Origin of the sequence: Herbaspirillum sp. SJZ099 (assembly GCF_007828355.1) — a bacterium.
Lineage (GTDB): Bacteria > Pseudomonadota > Gammaproteobacteria > Burkholderiales > Burkholderiaceae_D > Herbaspirillum.
The window spans coordinates 1,032,467-1,048,960 of the sequence record NZ_VIUO01000001.1; the positions used below are offsets into that span (position 1 = coordinate 1,032,467).

17 protein-coding genes are annotated in these 16,494 nt (G+C 65.7%); 8 read left to right on the forward strand and 9 right to left on the reverse strand.

The features are described from left to right. Nucleotides 1–73: 73 nt before the first annotated feature. Both folE2 and zigA read right to left on the reverse strand, forming a co-directional pair. The gene (gene folE2 / locus FB597_RS04420) at nucleotides 74–997 is read right to left on the reverse strand and encodes a GTP cyclohydrolase FolE2 (protein WP_183405887.1); all 924 of its coding nucleotides are present in this window, start codon (nucleotides 995–997) and stop codon (nucleotides 74–76) included. A gap of 2 nt (nucleotides 998–999) precedes the next feature. Next, nucleotides 1,000–2,214 carry a zinc metallochaperone GTPase ZigA gene (gene zigA / locus FB597_RS04425; protein WP_141916783.1) on the reverse strand — a complete coding sequence of 405 codons (1,215 nt, stop codon included), beginning with the start codon at nucleotides 2,212–2,214 and terminating at the stop codon, nucleotides 1,000–1,002. 244 nt (nucleotides 2,215–2,458) lie between these two features. Here zigA and FB597_RS04430 point away from each other — a divergent pair, with 244 nt between their 5' ends. Together FB597_RS04430 and FB597_RS04435 are read left to right on the forward strand one after the other, a co-directional pair. Further along, a complete protein-coding gene (locus FB597_RS04430) occupies nucleotides 2,459–2,629 on the forward strand; it encodes a hypothetical protein (RefSeq protein WP_255464059.1) in 171 nt (56 codons plus the stop codon). Nucleotides 2,630–3,102: 473 nt separating this feature from the next. Then, a complete protein-coding gene (locus FB597_RS04435; protein WP_141916789.1) occupies nucleotides 3,103–4,524 on the forward strand; it encodes a PepSY domain-containing protein in 1,422 nt (473 codons plus the stop codon). Here FB597_RS04435 and FB597_RS04440 read toward each other — a convergent pair. The 5 genes from FB597_RS04440 to FB597_RS04460 all read right to left on the reverse strand — a co-directional run bounded on the left by FB597_RS04440 (nucleotide 4,454) and on the right by FB597_RS04460 (nucleotide 8,730). Then, a complete protein-coding gene (locus FB597_RS04440; protein ID WP_141916792.1) occupies nucleotides 4,454–5,338 on the reverse strand; it encodes a metallophosphoesterase in 885 nt (294 codons plus the stop codon). The genes FB597_RS04435 and FB597_RS04440 overlap by 71 nt on opposite strands. Next, complete coding sequence (locus FB597_RS04445; protein ID WP_141916796.1) at nucleotides 5,338–6,384, reverse strand: diacylglycerol kinase family protein; 1,047 nt, start codon at nucleotides 6,382–6,384, stop codon at nucleotides 5,338–5,340. Before FB597_RS04445 ends, FB597_RS04440 begins: the two co-directional genes overlap by 1 nt. 37 nt (nucleotides 6,385–6,421) lie before the next feature. Further along, a complete protein-coding gene (locus FB597_RS04450) occupies nucleotides 6,422–7,096 on the reverse strand; it encodes a phosphatase PAP2 family protein (protein ID WP_255517069.1) in 675 nt (224 codons plus the stop codon). Between the two features lie 113 nt (nucleotides 7,097–7,209). After that, entirely contained in the window at nucleotides 7,210–7,989 is a 780-nt protein-coding gene (gene fnr, locus FB597_RS04455; RefSeq protein ID WP_183405876.1) for a fumarate/nitrate reduction transcriptional regulator Fnr, read from the reverse strand. A gap of 210 nt (nucleotides 7,990–8,199) precedes the next feature. Then, a complete protein-coding gene (locus tag FB597_RS04460; protein WP_141916802.1) occupies nucleotides 8,200–8,730 on the reverse strand; it encodes an isochorismatase family protein in 531 nt (176 codons plus the stop codon). A 155-nt stretch (nucleotides 8,731–8,885) separates the two neighbouring features. Here FB597_RS04460 and FB597_RS04465 point away from each other — a divergent pair, with 155 nt between their 5' ends. Further along, nucleotides 8,886–10,166, forward strand: coding sequence for an MFS transporter (locus tag FB597_RS04465; protein WP_141916806.1), 1,281 nt, complete (start codon nucleotides 8,886–8,888; stop codon nucleotides 10,164–10,166). A gap of 139 nt (nucleotides 10,167–10,305) precedes the next feature. Next, on the forward strand, nucleotides 10,306–11,247 hold the full coding sequence (locus tag FB597_RS04470) for a helix-turn-helix domain-containing protein (RefSeq protein ID WP_141917072.1): 942 nt from the start codon (nucleotides 10,306–10,308) through the stop codon (nucleotides 11,245–11,247). Nucleotides 11,248–11,262: 15 nt separating this feature from the next. Here FB597_RS04470 and FB597_RS04475 read toward each other — a convergent pair whose 3' ends face one another. Next, nucleotides 11,263–12,180, reverse strand: a complete 918-nt coding sequence (locus FB597_RS04475) for a LysR family transcriptional regulator (protein WP_141916809.1) — start codon at nucleotides 12,178–12,180, stop codon at nucleotides 11,263–11,265. 188 nt (nucleotides 12,181–12,368) lie between these two features. Between FB597_RS04475 and FB597_RS04480 the strand changes: the two genes are divergently transcribed. From FB597_RS04480 to FB597_RS04490, 3 genes are all read left to right on the forward strand, one after another. Beyond that, a complete protein-coding gene (locus tag FB597_RS04480; protein ID WP_141916813.1) occupies nucleotides 12,369–12,764 on the forward strand; it encodes a DoxX family protein in 396 nt (131 codons plus the stop codon). Between the two features lie 131 nt (nucleotides 12,765–12,895). Further along, complete coding sequence (locus tag FB597_RS04485; protein WP_141916818.1) at nucleotides 12,896–13,765, forward strand: pirin family protein; 870 nt, start codon at nucleotides 12,896–12,898, stop codon at nucleotides 13,763–13,765. Nucleotides 13,766–13,858: 93 nt separating this feature from the next. After that, the gene (locus FB597_RS04490; protein ID WP_141916821.1) at nucleotides 13,859–14,737 is read left to right on the forward strand and encodes a pirin family protein; all 879 of its coding nucleotides are present in this window, start codon (nucleotides 13,859–13,861) and stop codon (nucleotides 14,735–14,737) included. A gap of 75 nt (nucleotides 14,738–14,812) precedes the next feature. On the opposite strand, the gene FB597_RS04495 is transcribed toward FB597_RS04490, so the two are convergent. Further along, nucleotides 14,813–15,103, reverse strand: a complete 291-nt coding sequence (locus FB597_RS04495; RefSeq protein ID WP_141916824.1) for a hypothetical protein — start codon at nucleotides 15,101–15,103, stop codon at nucleotides 14,813–14,815. A 217-nt stretch (nucleotides 15,104–15,320) separates the two neighbouring features. Here FB597_RS04495 and FB597_RS04500 point away from each other — a divergent pair, with 217 nt between their 5' ends. Next, nucleotides 15,321–16,490 carry a class I SAM-dependent methyltransferase gene (locus FB597_RS04500; RefSeq protein ID WP_141916827.1) on the forward strand — a complete coding sequence of 390 codons (1,170 nt, stop codon included), beginning with the start codon at nucleotides 15,321–15,323 and terminating at the stop codon, nucleotides 16,488–16,490. Nucleotides 16,491–16,494 lie beyond the last annotated feature (4 nt).

Sequence of the window (16,494 nt, forward strand, 5' to 3'; positions counted from 1 at the left end):
ATCTGTCGTTCTGGTAATAGATGAAAGATACTCCGGTTCGCGCCGGCGCGCATCTTTCATCCATCGGCCTGCTTTAATCGATGCGCTCCCAGCCGGGCGTCGCACAAGAGGCAACCGCATCATGCGGATGCAGGCTTTCGTGATGGCTGACGGTGACCGAGCAGGCGCCGAAATTTTGCTCCAATGCCCGCCGCAGGCGACGCGCGGCATCTTCCACGTACATCAGGTTGGCGCCGTTGAGCAGGGCGAACGCCTGCTCGTCGGCGCGCTTGACGGCGGTCTGCACCGGCGTGGCCAAGGCCGTTTCGGCGCAGTCGATCAGTGCCGAGACCGGCAGGGCTGCGGCATCGGGGGAAAGCCGGATGCGCACCTCGGCTTCGCTGCGCTGGCTGTGCGGCGTGGCCAGGCTGGCCCTGGCGGAAATCCAGTCGAGCGCGTCGCCGCGCGCGACCAGTGCGGTATCGTCGAAGTCTGCCGCAAAGGCATCGCGCACCGCCTGGCGCGACAGGGCGGCCGAACAGGGGCAGGTGGAGGAATACTGGATGCGCACCGCAAGTTCCACCTGCGTGGCGTGGCCGCGCTGCACCGCCTGCACGCTGGCCGGATAACTTTGCCAGCCTGCCAGCTCGGGCGTGCGCAGCGCCGGCCGTTGTTGCAGCAAGTCGAACGCCAGCCCGAGGCGGGCCGCGCGCGATCCGCAGTCGGCGTGGCTTTCGATCATGCCGAGCAGCAGCCGCCGCAGCGCGCGCGGCGACAATTCCCCATGCCGGGCGAACTCGCCCAATAAACGGTACAGGCGCGACATGTGGATGCCTTTGGCGAGCGGATCGGGCAAGTCCACGGCAAGCTCGGCCGTGGCCGCCAGCGGTGCGCCTGATCCGCTTTCCCGGCCGCCCGGCGGCAACGGGATGGCGATGCCGCGCATGCCGACCCAATCCAGCGCCAGAGCGATGGCTGAACTTTCGTGGCGGGCCACATCGGGCAGCGCGGAGGCCACGCTCAACCCCATAGCGGGAACGGATCGGCCATGCGCGCCCAGCCCAGCGGGCCTTGCGCCATTTCGGCATCGTCCAGCAGGCAGGCATCGAGCCTGGCGCGCAGCATGGCCTGGTCCAGCGCCATGCCGATGAGCACCAGTTCCTGGCGCGCATCGCCGACGTTTTCGTCCCATTGCGCCATGATGAAGTCGACCGACTCCTGGTCTTGCGGCCATTGCTCGCGCGCCACGGCGGCCCACCATTTGCCCGCCAGCCCGTGCCGGCATACGCCGCCCGCCTGCGACCAGGAACCGGCCTGCGCCGGCCGGCTGGCCAGCCAGAAGAAGCCCTTGGAACGCACCACGCCCGGCCATTCGGTATTGATCAGGTCGAAGAAGCGCTGCGGGTGGAAGGGGCGACGCGCGCGGTAGGCGAAGCTGGAGATGCCGTACTGTTCGGATTCGGGAACATGTTCGCCGCGCAGCTCCTGCAGCCAGCCCGGCGCCTGCTGTGCCTGTTCGAAGTCGAACAGGCCGGTATCCAGGACCTGCTCTAGCGCCACGCTGCCGAAGATCGCGGTCTCGATGCGGGCGCGCGGATTGAGGCCGCGCAGGATGGCGGTGAGCCGTTCCCGCTCCTGCGGCGACACCAGGTCCAGCTTGTTGAGCACCAGCACGTCGCAGAACTCGATCTGTTCGATGAGCAGGTCGACCACGGTGCGGGTGTCTTCCTCTCCCAGCGATTGGCCGCGTTCTTCCAGGCTGTCTTGCGAACTGTAGTCCTTGAGGAAATTGTAGGCATCGACGACGGTGACCATGGTGTCCAGCCGCGCCACATCGGACAGGCTGGCGCCATCCTCGCCGGTGAAGGCGAACGTCTCGGCCACCGGCAGCGGTTCGGAAATGCCGGTGGATTCGATCACCAGCTGGTCGAAACGCCGTTCGCGCGCCAGCTTGCGCACTTCCAGCAGCAAATCCTCGCGCAGCGTGCAGCAGATGCAGCCATTGCTCATTTCCACCAGCTTTTCATCGGTGCGCGACAACTCGGCGCCGCCGTTCCTGACTAGGGCGGCATCGATATTGATTTCCGACATGTCGTTGACGATGACGGCCACGCGACGGCCTTCGCGGTTATTGAGGATGTGGTTGAGCAGGGTGGTTTTGCCGGCGCCGAGAAAGCCCGAGAGCACGGTCACGGGAAGCCTGCCGTCGGCAGGTCGCAAGGTGGTGGTTGGCATGGGAATAGGGGTGTGGGCGTCAAAAGGGAACGGTCAAAAGGGAACGATGGGAATCGACTGGGTTAAATGCAACTGAGTTGCGTAATATCCCATAAATGCAACAAAGTTGCAAATTTCGCCTGCGATGGGCTCCCCTGAGAAAAAAGCCGCTTCGTGCTAGCATTGCGCCTCGCAATCAGGAGGCTTTTTGATGTCCAATCTCTTTCCTTACAAGGGAAATTCCGTCATTCCACAGGTCCAAAAAATGGACAATGGAAAATTCATGGCCTGCTTCGTGATCCACGAAGGCAAGGACAGCAGCGGCAAGCTGCGCTACCAACGCAAGTCGCCGACCAACGAGTTCGATTCCGAAGATGAGGCCATTGCCTACATCCTGGATTTCTCGGGCGACTGGATCGACCAGAACCCCCTCTAAGCCAATGCCGTCGGCAACGCGCCAGGCAACGGGCCATACGGAAGAGCCGCATATTGCGGTAATGCCGTTCAGTTAAGCGCTGAACGGCATTTTTGTTTGTGATTGCGAAGTCCAGACTCCGTTCGCCCTGAGTAGCTGCGCAGCAGCGTATCGAAGGGCAGGCAAGACCGGGAATGCTGGCACGCTGGCGCGCTGGCTTCGATACGGCCCTGGCGGGCCTACTCAGCCCGAACGGGATAGGGGGGATGAGTGCTTCAGAATCAGCCTTCACTGAACGGCATTGCGCATATTGCGGCTCTTTTTCATTGCGATCCCATCCGGTGAGCCGTTGGGCCGGTTTTCACCCGGTACCGCCCGGTTCGTGCGACAAATTGCCGCATTCGCAGCGCATGGCGCGCGGCCTACAATGAGTCGCTTATTCTTGCCACTTCCATGCATCCCGTGATGTCTCATCGGGGACACGATTTCCTGCCATGACCACCCATACCTACCAGCCGGTCGCCGGCGTGGCCGACCAGCGCAAGAGCGCATCGGCACTGGCGGCCTTGCTGCTGCGCCTGCATTTCTACATCGGCCTGTTCGTCGGCCCGTTCATCCTGGTGGCCGCCGTCACCGGCACGCTGTTCGTGGTGACGCCGCAGATCGAGGCGCGCTGGTATGCCGACCAGCTGTTGAACCGCTCGCAAGGCGTCGCGCAGCCGCTGGCGGCGCAGGTGACCGCGGCACAGAGCTATATCGGCGAAGGGCCGCGCCTGTTTGCGGTGCGCCCGGGCAAGGAGCCGGGCTGGAATACGCGCGTGATGTTCAGCCAGGAGGGACTGGGCGACTCTGAAAGCCGCGCGGTCTTCATCGATCCCGTGAGCCTGGCGGTCAAGGGCGACCTGATCGTCTATGGCACCAGCGGCACGCTGCCTTTTCGCACCGCGCTGGATTACCTGCACCGCAACCTGATGCTGGGCAGCCTGGGCCGCAATTACAGCGAGCTGGCGGCATCGTGGCTGTGGCTGGGCTCGCTGGGCGGTCTCTGGCTGTGGTGGAGTGCGCGGCGCAAGGCGCGTCCTGCCGCGCGCCGGCCGATGAATGCGCGCCGCCTGCATGCGTTGCTGGGGCTGTGGATCGTGGTCGGGCTGGTGTTTTTCTCGGCGACCGGGTTGACCTGGTCGAAGTGGGCCGGCGGACACGTCAACATGCTGCGCGCTGCAATGGGATGGGTGACGCCTTCGGCCTCGATGCAGTTGCAGTCCTCCGGCGCTGGCGCTGGCGTCGATGCCGATGCCGGCATGGGCGAGCATGCCGGGCACATGGGGCACCATGGACAGGCCGGCATGGCCATGCCGATGCCCGCGGGTGGCGACCCGGCGCGGTTCGACCTGGTGCGGTCGATCGCGCGCCAGGGCGGCATCGATGCCGGCGAGATCGAGATCCGTCCTCCGCGTGCGCGGAACCAGGCGTGGATGGTACGCGAAGTCGACCGCTCCTGGCCGACCCAGGTCGATACGGTGGCAGTCGATCCGGAGCGCATGGCCATTACCAGCCGTGCCGATTTCGAGACGTTTCCGCTGGTGGCCAAGCTGATCCGCTGGGGCGTCGATGCGCACATGGGCATCCTGTTCGGCGTGTGGAACCAGATCCTGATGGCCGCCTTCGGCATTGCGCTCACGGCCATGATCGTGCTGGGCTATGTGATGTGGTGGCGCCGCCGTCCGGCTGCCGGATCCGCCCTGGCGCCGCTGTCCGAGGCCTTCATGCGGCTGCCGCCGGCGCAGCGCACGGCGGTGGGCGCGCTGGCCATCGCCCTGGGGTGGAGCCTGCCGCTGATGGGGCTCAGCCTGTTGCTGTTCTTGCTGGCCGATGTGTTGCGCTGGCACTTATCCCGTCGCTTGGCCCGTCGCTGAGGTCATCCGTCTCGAACCATTCGCTGCCGCGTTGCACGAAAGACTGCGACGCCGCCAGCGAGAAGCTGTTCTCCCCGGGCTCCCAGCCCAGCCTGTGCACCGCGATCCGGTGCGCCTCAATCCGCAATACATTGAATGAATTGGCTTCGCCGCGCCCGCGGGTGGAAGTGGCCGTGCCGGCCTGCACCACCAGCGCCGAATAGCCCGGGATGTTGTAGCGCCCGGCGCTGCTGACGGCCGAGCTGGTATGCGCATGGCCCGCCAGCAGCAGGTCGGCGCCGCAGAGCGCGAAGGCGCGCATGGCGGGCGCCGCCTTGCCGACCAGGCTGTGGTGTTGCGGCCCGGGCGGCAGGTCGAAGGGATGGTGGGTGACGATGATCTTGACCATGTGGTCGCCGACGGCGGCCAGCTGGCGGCGCGTGATTTCGATCTGGCGGTCGTTGACGCGGCCATCCTTGATGGTCAGCGAGCGCGCGGTGTTGATGCCGACCACCACCATCTCCTCATCCATGAAAACCGGGTGCAGATCCGCCTCGATATGGCGGCGGTATTTGCGCAGCGGCTGCAGCAGGCGCGCGGCGATGTTGAACAGCGGCACATCGTGGTTGCCCGGCACCACCAGTTGCGGCTGCGGCAGGGCATCGAGGAAGCGGCGCGCCTGCTTGAACTGGGCGCTGCGCGCACGCTGGGTCAGGTCGCCGGACACCACCACCAGGTCGGGCTTGAGTTCATGTACCTGCGCGATCAGCGGCGCGATGATGGCGGCGTCGATGCGGCCGAAATGCAGGTCCGAGAGGTGGATGATGGTGCGCATCAGTCGTCCTTTCTCCATGTCGGCGCGATGGCCGCCTGGGCTGGCCCGGGAATGGGGCGGGTTGCGCGATCCGGCACGATCACTTCCAGCGAGGCCGGGCGGATGCGGTATTGCAGCGGCGTCTGCATGATCGTGACTTCGCCGTCGGTGGCCACCAGCATGCGTTTCTTGTGGGTTTCGATCAGGATTTCGCTGGCCGTGAGGACGTCGAAGTCGTGCGCCTCGTGCAGGCGTCCGAACAAGGCGTTGACGGCCAGGCGCAGGAGGCCGAGGCGGCCGGTGCGGTGACAGACGTAGAGGCTGAGCTTGCCGTCCATGAGCGAGGAGCGCTTGCCGATATCGAGCCCGCGCATCAGGTATTCGTTGTTGCCGATGAAGACCAGGGGCGTATGCCGCCAGTGGTCGCGGCCGCCGATATGCAGGCGCACCCGCAGGAAGGGGTAGCGCCGCAGCGCGCCCATGGCGGCCCAGCTGAAGGCCAGCCATTTTCCGCGTCCCAGGCGGGATTGCTGTTTTTCCCGCTCGCGCACGATGTCGGGGTACAGGCCCAGGCTGGAATTGTTGATGAAGGGAATGCCGTTGACTTCGCCGCTGTCGACGCGGATGCGCCGGCCGTTGGCGATCGCGGCGATGGCCTCGTCCAGCGCCAGCGGGATGCCGAGGTCCTTGGCGAAATGATTGAGCGTGCCCAGCGGCAGCACGCCCAGGGCGCTGCCGCAAGCCGCATCGGCCATCAGCGCCGAGGCCACCGCGTTGACGCTGCCGTCGCCGCCGCCCACGGCGACGATCCCGATCCTGTCGCGCACGGCTTGGCGCGCGGCGGCCAGCATTTCTTCGCCGCTGGCCGCAAGGCACACGCTGGCGCGCAAGCCATGCCTGGCGAACTCGGCGGCGATGTGTTCGGCCAGTTCCTGCGCATGGCCGCCGCCGGCCGTGGCATTGATGGTGGCGACCACGTCGGGGCGGCCCAGGTTGGCATCCTGTTGCTGCTTGCCTGCCGGAAATCCGGCGGGGGTGGTTTTTCCTGGCGGCTGATATGTCGTCATAGGCGGCATCGCAAAAGGGCCGGCCATGCGCCGGCAATCAGTTGGAGCGCGCCCGCGCCCGATAGTGCCGGTGCAGCGTGAAAATGGCCGTGGTGCACAAGGCGAACCAGGCCGTGCCCAGCAGCATCGCGCCCAGCACATCGCTCAGGAAATGGGCGCCGAGATAGACCCGGCTGAAGGCCGTCAGCAGCACCAGCAGCAAGGCCGTGCAGACGATGGCGGCCTGCGCGCCGCGCCCGGCCAGCGCCGGCAGCCGGAGCAGGTAAGCCGCCAGCATCGCATACAGCAAGGTGGCGCCGATCGTGTGGCCGCTGGGAAAGCTGTAGCTGTGCAGCACCAGGATCGGATCGTCGAAATGCGGGCGCAGCCGCATGAAGACATGCTTCAAACCGAAATTGAGCAGCATGCCGCCCGGCAGCACCAGCAACAGGTCGGCCGCCCAATGCCACTGCCGCCGGCGCAGCATATGCCACAGCAGCAGCGCTCCCATGGCCAGCACGCCGATGGTGCCGTGCAAGTGGGTATAGCCGAGCACCAGCGTCGTCAGGGGCGAAAAGGCATGGCGGTTGAACCAGTCGGCCAGTTGCTGGTCGAGCCGCGCCAAGGCGCCATGGGTCGTGATTTCACAGGCGATCAGGGCGAACAGCAGGGCGGTGGCGGCCACGGCCAGTATGCCGGTGGTCAGCGGCAGGCCGAGGTGATGGCCGCGCATGAGGCGCGCCTGGAGGAATCCGCGGGGAGAGGGGGATGGGTTGTGTGTCCGATATGTCATCCGGACATTCTAGCGCGGCGCGAAACCCGCGCGATGCATTTGAAGCAGTCCGCTCAGGCGCAGGGATCGCTGCCCAGTGCGATGGCGCGTAGCGATGGCAGGTCGCGCAATTCCACGTCGCGGTGGTTGACGTCGATGACGCCGGTTTTCTTGAACGCGGACAGCAGGCGGCTCACGCTTTCCACCGCCAGCCCGAGGTAGTTGCCGATTTCCTCGCGCGTCATGCGCAGCTGGAAGCGGGTCGAGGAATAGCCGCGGCTCACGTAGCGCGACGACAGGTTGACCAGGAAGGCCGCCATCTTCTGCTGCGCGCTCATGCTGCCCAAGGTCAGCATCACGCGTTGTTCGCGCGAGATTTCCAGGCTCATCATGCGGTGGAACTGGCGCAGCAGGACCGGCATGTCGCGGAACAGGTCTTCCAGGCTGGCGAAGGGAATCTCGCAGACTTCGCTGTCTTCCAGCGCCACCGCCTCGCACAGGTGATGGCCGGCGCCGATGGCATCCATGCCGAGCAATTCGCCGGCCATCTGGAAACCGGTGATCTGCTGGCCGCCATTGGGGTTGTGCTGGAACGTCTTGAAGTGGCCCAGCCGGATCGCGTACAGCATGTCGAACTTGTCGTTGACGCGGTACAGCGTCTCGTCGCGCCGGACCTTGCGGCGGCGATTGATCACTTGCTCCAGCCGCTGCATGTCGCCCTGGTCCAGCCCCATCGGCAGGCACAGCTGGTGCATGCCGCAGGCCGAGCAACTGGCGCGCAGCGCCTGCACGGTAGCGCCGGACGAGGGGCGGGGCGAAGGAGGGGGCAAGGCAGAGGGCGATAAGCTGGACATAAGTGTTTCGGATACCTTCTTCATGTTTGCGCCGCAGGGATTGCCGTTTTGCAATCCGGCTGCGCCATCATACGATGCGGCAAGCGCATTCAAATCGACGGACAGCGGGGGGATCCCCGCTCTTGTACCACAGTTCCGGGGCCGGGCAAGCCGTCGGGAAATTTTCATCTGTTGCCTGCCGCAGGAATGCGTTGGCCGACCTGGCTGTTTTTACTTGATGAGTTTGAGCACATCCCGAAACAGCGGATGCCGGGCGTCGCGCAGCCATTCATACGCCACCATTTCCACCGTCACCGGCACCGCGCCGGCATGCTGCAGCCGCGCGAAGGCGGCTTGGCGGTCGCCGGGCTTGCGCGATCCGCAGGCGTCCAGCAGCGGCAGCACCTGATAGCCGTGCTCCAGCAGCGAGAGCGCTGTCTGCAGCATGCAGATGTGCGCCTCGCAACCGGCGATGACAATCTGGCGCGCGGACGCCGGCAAGGCCGGCAGCAGGCCTTCGGCACAGGCGTCGAAGTGGCTCTTGGCCAATGTCCGGCCGCACAGGGGGCGGATATCGGGATGGTTGGGGCCGAGCTTGTCGGGAATCTGCTCGGTGCCGATCACGGGCACGCCGAGCAGGCCGGCAATGGTGGCCATGCGCACGGCCTGCGCCAGGATGGCCTGGTTGTCATGGATCGCCGGCAGCAGTTTTTGCTGCAGGTCGACCACCAGCAGTACGGATTGGCTCGCATCGATCAGCATGGGCAGGGTTCTCGTCAAATGGTTGCAAGGGCTGCGCCGGGTGGGTTGGCAGGAATTGAATGGTTTGTGTCATTGACGCCATGCCGGGCCAAATCGACAATTTTTCCTCCGACAACATACCGATTTAATGGGAACAGCCCCAGGAGCGACAAACCATGACAACACCGCCGACAAGCCATCCGGGGCAGCAATCCGAGCATGTTAAGGCACTTTCCTTACCGCCCGCTTATGCCGCGGGAAGATACAACCCGGCAGTGCTGGCGGTATGCCAGGGCCTGTTTACCTGCGCCATTTCCATCGACCTGACGCTGACCGCGCTGACCGGCTGGCAACTGGCGCCGGACAAGGCGCTGGCGACCTTGCCGTTCGCCCTGATCACCGTTGCCGGCGCGCTCGTGACCTGGTTCGCCGCCTTCCTGATCCAGCGCCTGGGGCGGCGCTTGTCGTTCGCATTGGGCGCCGCCAGTTGCTGCGTGGGCGGACTGGTGTCGGTCTGGTCGGTATGGCATGGCGACTTCTGGACCTTTTGCGCAGGCACCGCGCTGGTGGGCGTATTCCAGGCCTTCGCCCAGTATTACCGGCTGGCCGCGGCCGATGCCGTCTCCGACGAATTCAAGAGCCGCGCCATCTCCACGGTGCTGGCCGGCGGCGTGATCGCGGCCATCGCCGGGCCGGCGCTGGCGGCATGGAGCAAGGACCTGTTCCCCTCGGCCCTGTTCGCCGGGGCCTATCTGGTGGTGGCTGTCATGGGGGCGCTGTCGGTGCTGGTCCTGCTGCTGTTGTACCGCGATGCGGCGCCTTCACAGGGATCGGCCGATGCCGGTGCGCAGGCGCAGGCCCCGGCCCGCACGCTGGGCCGGATAGCGCGCACGCCGGTCTTCATCGCATCGGTGGCCAACAACGTGGCCGGTTCGATGGTGATGATGTTCATCATGACCGCGGCCCCATTGGCGGCAGTGGCCTGCCACTATCGCATCGATGACGGCGCGGCCATCATCCAGTGGCACCTGGTGGGTATGTACGCGCCATCCTTTTTCGCCGGCCGCCTGATCAAGCGCTTCGGCCTGGGGGCGGTGCTGATGGCCGGGCTGGCGCTGAACCTGGCCTGCGCCGCGACCGCCATGGCTTCCACCAGCCTGCCGGCCTTCTATGCGGCGCTGCTGTTTCTGGGGATCGGCTGGAATTTCATGTTCGTCGGCGGCACCACCTTGCTCGCGCGTTCCTATGCGTCATCCGAACAGGCCAAGACCCAGGGCTTTTCCGAACTGCTGCGCTACGCCGCTACGGCACTGGCCACGCTGGGCGCCGGCCCCTTGCTGGCGCGGTTCGGCTGGCAGACGCTCAACGCGGCGATCCTGCCGATCCTGCTGCTCAGTGCGCTGGCGACCGCATACTGGATGCTTGCGCAGCGCGCCAGCCAGCCTCGACCGGCTTGAACGTCAGGCTTGAGTGGCGCATGGGATAACATCGGCAGATACCGACCAGATTTTCGCGAGGCAGATAGTGAGCTCCAGCGCACCGAAGAAAACCGCATCCACCCAGCCCAGGCGCGTGGTGCTGCTGGCCTACGAAGGCATGAACCTGCTCGACCTGTCCGGCCCGCTGCAGGTGTTCGCCACCACCAACCGGCTTGCCGGCGAGGCCGGCCCGTATCGTCTGCATGTGGTGTCGGCCAGCGGCGGCAGCATTGTCACCGGCGCCGGCTTGCCGGTAGCCACGCAATCGCTGGCGGCGCTGGATGCCGAGCTGGAATCCGGGCCCGGCATCCATACGTTGATTTCTCCCGGCGGCAGCACCGGCGAAACCTTCGCTACCGATGCCGCGCTGGTGCAATGGATACGCCGCCGCGCGCCGCAGGCGCAGCGGGTGTGTTCGGTCTGCACCGGCGCCTTCCATTTGGCCGAGGCGGGCATCCTGGATGGTTTGCGCGTGACCACGCACTGGAATTGGGCCGCACAATTGCAGCGGCAATATCCGCGCCTGGAAGTGGATGCGGAACCGATTTTCATCCGCCAAGGGCATATCTGGACCTCGGCCGGCGTGACTGCCGGCATCGACCTGGCGCTGGCCCTGGTGGAACAGGATGGCGGGCACCGGCAAGCCATCGCCACGGCGCGCCAGTTGGTGATGTTCATCAAGCGCCCGGGCGGGCAATCCCAGTTCAGCATGCCGCTGGCCTCGCAATCGGCGGGCGCGGGGCGCTTTGCCGAGCTGCATGCCTGGATTGCCGCCCATCTCGGGGATGACCTGCGGGTGGAAAACCTGGCGCGCTACGTCAACATGAGCCCGCGCACCTTTGCCCGCGCCTACGTCGCCGAGCTTGGGCGCACCCCGGCGCGCACGGTGGAACTGATGCGGCTGGAAGCCGCCCGGCGCGCGCTGGAAGAAACTTCGCTGCCCCTCAAGCGCATCGCCACCGATGCCGGGTATGGCGAAGAACAGAACCTGCGCCGCGTGTTCCAGCGCCAGCTGGGCGTGAGCCCGGCGCAGTACCGCGAGCGCTTTGCCGCGCATTGAGCGCGAGCGGGCCGATCATGGCTTGAGCGGTTCCAGCGTGTTGAGCGCGGCCAATGAGTCGAGCCACCACGACAGCGCCGGTCCGGCGCGATAGTCGGGCTTGTAGACGCATTGCACCGGCAGTTCGGAACCCTGCGGCGGATGGTGGATGGTGGCGATGCTCACCAGCCGGCCGCTAGCGATGTCGTCCTGCACCACATGCAGCGGCATGTTGCCCCAGCCCATGCCGGCGCGCAGCAGCGCATGCTTGGTGCCGAGGTCGCTCATGCGCCAGGTCAGCCGCGAATGCACCGAGAAATCCTGGCGCGCGGTCAGTTCGCTGCGGTCCGACAGCACCAGTTGGGTCTGCTGCAACAGCAGCTTTTCGGATATCCGCCCCTTGACCTGCGCCAGCGGGTGGTGCGGCGCCACGACCGCCACCAGCTTCACGCTGGGCAGGGTGATGCGCAGCAGGTTGGGCGGGGTGGTCGGCAAGGTGCCGAGGATGCCCAGCATGGCGCGCCCGTCCAGCACGCGTTCGGCCACCGCGCCCAGCGCTTCGATATCCAGCCGCACCGTGACCGCCGGAAAGGCATCGCGGAAACGCTGGAGCAAATCCACCAGGCAAGCCGTGGGAAAGAACACGTCGACCGCCAGCGCCACTTCCAGCTCTTGTCCCTTGGCATACGAACTGGCGCGCACCTGCAGCGAATCCACATGGTCCAGTACCTGGCGCGCGTCAGCCAGCAGCGCTATGCCGGGGCCGGTCAGTTGCGGCCGGTAGCCGCTGCGGTCGAACAAGGCGACGCCCAGTTGTTCTTCCAGCGTGGCGATGGCATAGCTGACCGCCGACTGCGCCCGCGCCAGCTTGCGGGCCGCCGCCAGGAAGCTGCCGCTGTCGGCGACCTGGGCGAAGACCCGCAACTGGTCCAGGGAGAGGCGTTCGATGTTCATGGTAGCGGCTCCCAACTATATCTAATAATCAGATATTGATTATATAAAGATAATCTGTTTTGTTTGTCGGGAATTTTGCTTATTCTGTCGCTACCGGTTGCAGCAAGACAGGCCACCGGGAAAAACGACAACCGGCGGAGCAACGCCCCGAAGCATTGCAAACCAAATCCAATACGGAGAGGAACATCATGATCACCAATATCAACACCTATCGCATCGGCCGCATCCTGCTGGCATCGCTGTTCGTCATTTCCGGCATCTTCAAGATCCTCGGTTTTTCCGGCACGGTCGGCTATTTCACCAGCCTGGGCCTGCCGGTGCCTACGCTGGCGGTAATCGTGACCATCCTGGTCGAAGTCGGCGGCGGCCTGTTGCTGATGTTCGGCCGCGGCGTCAAGCCGGTGTCGCTGGTGATCGCGCTGTTCACGGTCGGCGCGACCTTGTCGGCCCACCATTTCTGGACGATGGAAGGCGCTGCCGCACAGGCGCAACTGACCCAGTTCCTGAAGAACCTGTCGCTGATCGGCGCCTTGCTGCTGGTGTCGTCGATCGATCCGGAAGCCCAGCCCGAGCGGCCTCACTAAATCGTTGTCTGCGCCTGGCGCATCGCCGGCCGGGCGCAGCAAACAGCATTGCATGAAATTGAATGACCCAGGCAGCCCTCCATGCGCATGACATTGGCGCATGAAGCGGAGGCACCCAAGGAGAAAGCACCATGAGCACCCCCTATACCCGCCAGATCGAACGACTCGTCAACGGCATCCCGACCCAGGATGGCGCCGGCGTCAGCCTCACCCGCGTGCTGACCCATGACCTGCAACGTCGCCTGGATCCGTTCCTGATGCTGGACGCTTTCCACTCGGACGAGCCTGGCGACTACCTGGCCGGTTTCCCCGACCATCCGCACCGCGGCTTCGAGACCGTGACCTACATGCTGGCCGGCCGCATGCGCCATCGCGACAACGCCGGCAATGAAGGTTTGCTGGAACCGGGCGGCATGCAGTGGATGACCGCCGGCCGCGGCCTGGTGCACTCCGAGTTGCCGGAGCAGGAAAACGGCCTGATGAGCGGTTTCCAGCTGTGGGTCAACCTGGCCGGCCGCGACAAGATGATCGATCCCGGCTACAGCGACATCCCGTCGGCCGGCATCCCCGAGGTATCGCCGCAGCCCGGCGCGAAGGTGCGCGTGCTGGCGGGCGACGCTTTCGGCACGGCCGGCGCGATCCACCGCGACACCACCGAGCCGCTGTACCTGGACATCGCGCTGGAGGCGGGCGTGGCCATCGACCTGCCGATCCCGGCCACGCACAATGCCTTCCTGTATGTGTATGAAGGCAAGCTGGCCGTCGGCGCCGAAGGCGGAGAGCGCGGTGAGCGCCGGATGGCCGATGCCGGCCGCATGGCGGTGCTCAACAATGCCGCCGGCGCGGCCGGGGTGTCGGTGCAGGCAGAGCAGGGCAGCCGTTTCCTGCTGATCGCAGGCAAGCCCCTGAATGAGCCGATTGCGCAATGGGGGCCGTTCGTGATGAATACCCGCGAGCAGGTCGAGCAAGCCATCGAGGATTTCCGCGCCGGCCGTTTTTAAGCGGATTTCCGAACGGACATTCCGCCTCCGACAATATCCGCGGGCGCCCGAGTGGGCGTCCGCCATCCGTCATCTGCCATCAGGGAGTACTGCATGAGCAACATCCGCCACAAGATCCACGGCCTGACCCGCGACATCGGCTTTCCTGTACGCCGCCTGCTGCCGTCGGCCGCCGCCCGTACCGTCGGCCCATTCGTGTTCTTCGATCACATGGGGCCGGTCGAATTCGACGCCGGCACCACCGAAGGCGATGTCCGCCCGCACCCGCACATCGGCCTGGCCACCGTGACCTACCTGTTCTCCGGCGCCATGATGCACCGCGACAGCCTGGGCGTGGTCCAGCGCATCACGCCGGGCGCGGTGAACTGGATGGCTTCCGGGCGCGGCATCGTCCATTCCGAGCGTGTGCCCGACGATATCCGCGAGCAGAAGGTGCCGGTGCATGGCTTGCAGATGTGGGTGGCCCTGCCGGCCGACCAGGAAGACAGCGCGCCGTTGTTCCGCCACTATGCTTCCGAAGATATGCCGGTGGCCGAAGTCGGCGGCGCCAGGCTGCATGTGCTGGCCGGCTCGGCCTTCGGCGTTACTTCGCCGGTGGCGACCGCCAGCCCGACGCTGTACGTGGCCGGCAGCGTGGAGAAGGGCGCGCAGTTGGAGATTGCGGCCGAGGTTGCCGAGCGCGCCGTCTATGTCGTCAAGGGCGATGTGTCGCTGGATGGCGAGTCCCTGGAGGCCGGCACGCTGGCCATCCTGGAGCCGGGCGCCGCGGTCGCGCTCAAGGCCGGCGGTGATGCCGTCTTCATGCTGCTGGGCGGCGAGCCGCTGGATGGCCCGCGTTTCGTGTGGTGGAATTTCGTTTCCACGTCGAAAGACAAGATCGAAGCCGCCAAAACCGCCTGGAATGCGCGCGACAAGAGCGTGTTCCCGGACATCCCCGGCGAGACCGAATGGATTCCGCTGCCGGCGCATTGAGCAGATCGGCTGCATGAAAAAGAAAACCGCCTGCCGCAGTCGATGCGGCAGGCGGTTTTTCATTGGAAGGAGGCGCTACATCAAACCGATGATGCGGCCCATCTCGGCAATGTAGGGGCTGTCTTTCAATACCGCGTTTTCCACGCTGTCGGCGGCCCGGCGCAGCGACTGCCAGGAGTCGCGCACCGAGCCGGTGTGCGGTTGCGGCGCCGACAAGTGCTCCTTCAGGCGGGCGATGTCTGCGCTCAGTTGTTGCGCGTCAAGGCTGCCGGGGGGCTGTTTCTGCAATTCCAGTTCAAATTCGTTCACCATCTGCAGCAAGCGCTGGTGATCGAAGTCCGGCGTATCCGTTTGCGTGTCGCTCATCTTTTCTCCTTCGGTTGTTGGCCGTTCCCCATCATAGCCAGAATGTGGCAGTGCCGGCGAAAAAAGCTGTCGGGAGTTTGCCCGGCATCAAATGCCGTCGATTGGTTGGTTGCCGCCTGAAAAGGCAAGTTCCCCAAGCGCTGCGGCAGTACGCTTGCTACACTGGCGGCTGTTTCCGGCGGAGCCCCCATGGCGCCGCCATTCTTATTGCCAATTAATGACCTTATCCCAAAATTTAGCTCCCCACATCGCATGGCAGGCCGACGGCGCGCAGCACACGCTGCCCTGGCACTCGGAAGCCGGCAACGGCCCGCCCAAACGCGTGGTGGAGGCGGATGACCAGATCCCGGCCGACACCGCCTACAAGTTGGCTTGCGAAGGCACCGGCCTGTTGTGGCGCGGCGACTTCCAGAACGCGCGCCTGTTGCTGCAAGCCCTGGGCCGCCGCGTCGACCGCGCACGCGAGCGGGCCGATGCCAAGGCAGCCGACAAGGCCACCGCAGCGCAGCCGGCACAGGCATTCCACCACCAGCGGCAGATGCAGGCGCAGCGCGCGCGCATCCTGGGCATGCTGCTGATTCCCTTCGATCCCGGTTTCAGCATCCCGCTGCGGCGCGCGCCAGATGTGCGCGATGCCTGCGCAGAAGCCTATGGGCCGCAATTGGGCGCGCAGCCGTTCGCCGCCTCGCTGCGCGAACTGCAGGGCCTGATCGGCGCCCATGAGTGGCGCAAGAAGGGGGTTGAGATCGCGTCATTGGGCGCCCGCATCCATCCTTACTACGGCGTGTTCTCGCCGGTGCGCGGGGAATACGTCGACCTGGTGGCGCAGGCGCCGCTGCCATCGACCGCGCTGGCGTTCGATGTCGGCGTGGGCAGCGGGGTCTTGTCGGCAGTGCTGGCCCGGCGCGGCGTGCGCAAGGTGGTAGCGACCGACATGGATGAGCGCGCCTTGGCATGCGCGCGCGAAAACCTGAACCGCCTGGGTTTGCTGGCGCAGGTGCAATTGCACAAGGCCGACCTGTTTCCGGAAGGCCGCGCGCCGCTGATCGTCTGCAATCCGCCCTGGCTGCCGGCGCGCCCCAGTTCGCCCATCGAGCACGCCGTCTACGATCCGGACAGCAGCATGCTGCTGGGCTTCCTCAACGGCCTGGCCCGGCACCTGGAGCCGGGCGGCGAAGGCTGGCTGATCATGTCCGATTTTGCCGAACACCTGGGCTTGCGCGCCCCCGGCATGCTGGCCGAAGCGATCGCCGCCGCCGGCCTGGAAGTGGCCGGCCGCATCGACACCAAGCCGCGCCACGGCAAGGCCGCCGACCGCGACGATCCGCTGTACGCGGCGCGCAGCAAGGAAACCACTACCTTGTGGCGCTTGAAGGCGCGCGCCTGATTAT